The 1,294-nt window shown below is 76.1% G+C and carries 2 protein-coding genes; one reads left to right on the top strand and one right to left on the bottom strand.

Translation table 11 applies throughout. The features are described from left to right. Nucleotides 1–489: TilS substrate-binding domain-containing protein (locus tag KBX39_RS31420; protein ID WP_210874041.1), on the top strand; the 489-nt coding region annotated here is incomplete at its 5' end. 291 nt (nucleotides 490–780) lie between these two features. On the opposite strand, the gene KBX39_RS31415 is transcribed toward KBX39_RS31420, so the two are convergent. After that, nucleotides 781–1,294, bottom strand: a 514-nt coding sequence (locus tag KBX39_RS31415; protein WP_210874039.1) for a helix-turn-helix domain-containing protein, incomplete at its 5' end; no start/stop codon positions are given.

Genomic DNA, 1,294 nt, shown 5'->3' with positions numbered 1-1,294 from the left:
TCCCTGCTGCGCCCACTTCTCGACATCCCACGTGCCGACACCCGGGACGCCTGCGCCGCGCTCGGGCTCGACCCGTGGGCGGACCCGCACAACGCCGACCCCGCGGACGCCCGGGCCCGGGTCCGGTCCGACGCGCTACCGGCCCTCGTCGACGCGCTCGGGCCGGGGGTGGTGGCGAACCTGGCCCGTACCGCCCGCCTGCTCGCCGCGGACAACGCCGCGCACGACGCGCTCGCGGACGCCGCGCTGGCCGACGTCCGGGCCGACGGCCGTGCGCTCTCCGTCGACGGGCTGGCCGGGTTGCCGGCCGCCGTGCGTACCCGGGTGCTGCACACCTGGGCCCGCGAGCTGGGCGCCGCGCCGGCCGCGCTGTCCCACAGTCACGTGGCAGCGCTGGACGCCCTGGTCACCGATTGGCGCGGCCAGGGCCCGGTGCACCTGCCCGGCGGCCACCAGGTACGCCGCCAGGCCGGTCACCTCCTGCCCTGACCGGTGATCCAGCCGGGTTCGCGCCGCCACTCCGGCGGCCTGGCGCCCCGCGGCGTCTCGCCCCTCCCGCCTCGCCTCGCCTGGCGGTGATCAAGGACTTTGTGTCCACTTCACGCCTCCGGCAGCCCGCAACCTCCTTGATCACGGGTGCGGCGCGGGAAGCGTGCCCACCCGGGGGCGGTGATCATGAGGTTGACGGGGAGGAAACGGACGAAATCCACGGTCAACTTCATGATCGCCGGGGTGGGCCGGGCCGGGGTGGGCCGGGGTGGGCCGGGTGGAGGGGGAGCGTCAGGCGGTGGTGCGTTCGCGGAAGGTGGTGCGGTAGGCGAGCGGGGTGGTGCCGACGCGGCGGGTGAAGTGGTGCCGCAGCGCCGCCGCGTCGCCGAAGCCGGCCTGCTCGGCGACGCCTTCCACGCTCAGCGTGGTGTCCTCCAGCAGGTGCCGGGCCAGCAGCACCCGCTGGTTGGTCAGCCAGTCGTGCGGGGTGGTGCCGGTCTCGGCGCGGAACCGGCGGGCGAACGTGCGTGGGGCCATGCCGGCGCGCGCGGCCAGCTCGTCCACTGTCACCGGGTGGCGGAGGTGCCCCATCAGCCACTCCAGCACCGGTTCCAGGGTGGGCGCCTCGGGGGCCTTCGGGATGGGCGCCTCGACGTACTGGGACTGGCCGCCGTCGCGGTGCGGTGGGACGACCATCCGGCGGGCCAGCCGGGTCGCCACGGCGGAGCCGTGCTCCTGGCGTACCAGGTGCAGGCAGGCGTCGATGCCGGCGGCGGTGCCGGCGCTGGTGAGCAGCCGGTCGTCC

This window comes from Micromonospora sp. D75, assembly GCF_018070405.1.
Classification (GTDB): Bacteria; Actinomycetota; Actinomycetes; order Mycobacteriales; family Micromonosporaceae; genus Micromonospora; species Micromonospora chalcea.
Note: the sequence above shows the minus strand (reverse complement) of the source record. Positions and strands in the feature narration are given on the sequence as shown.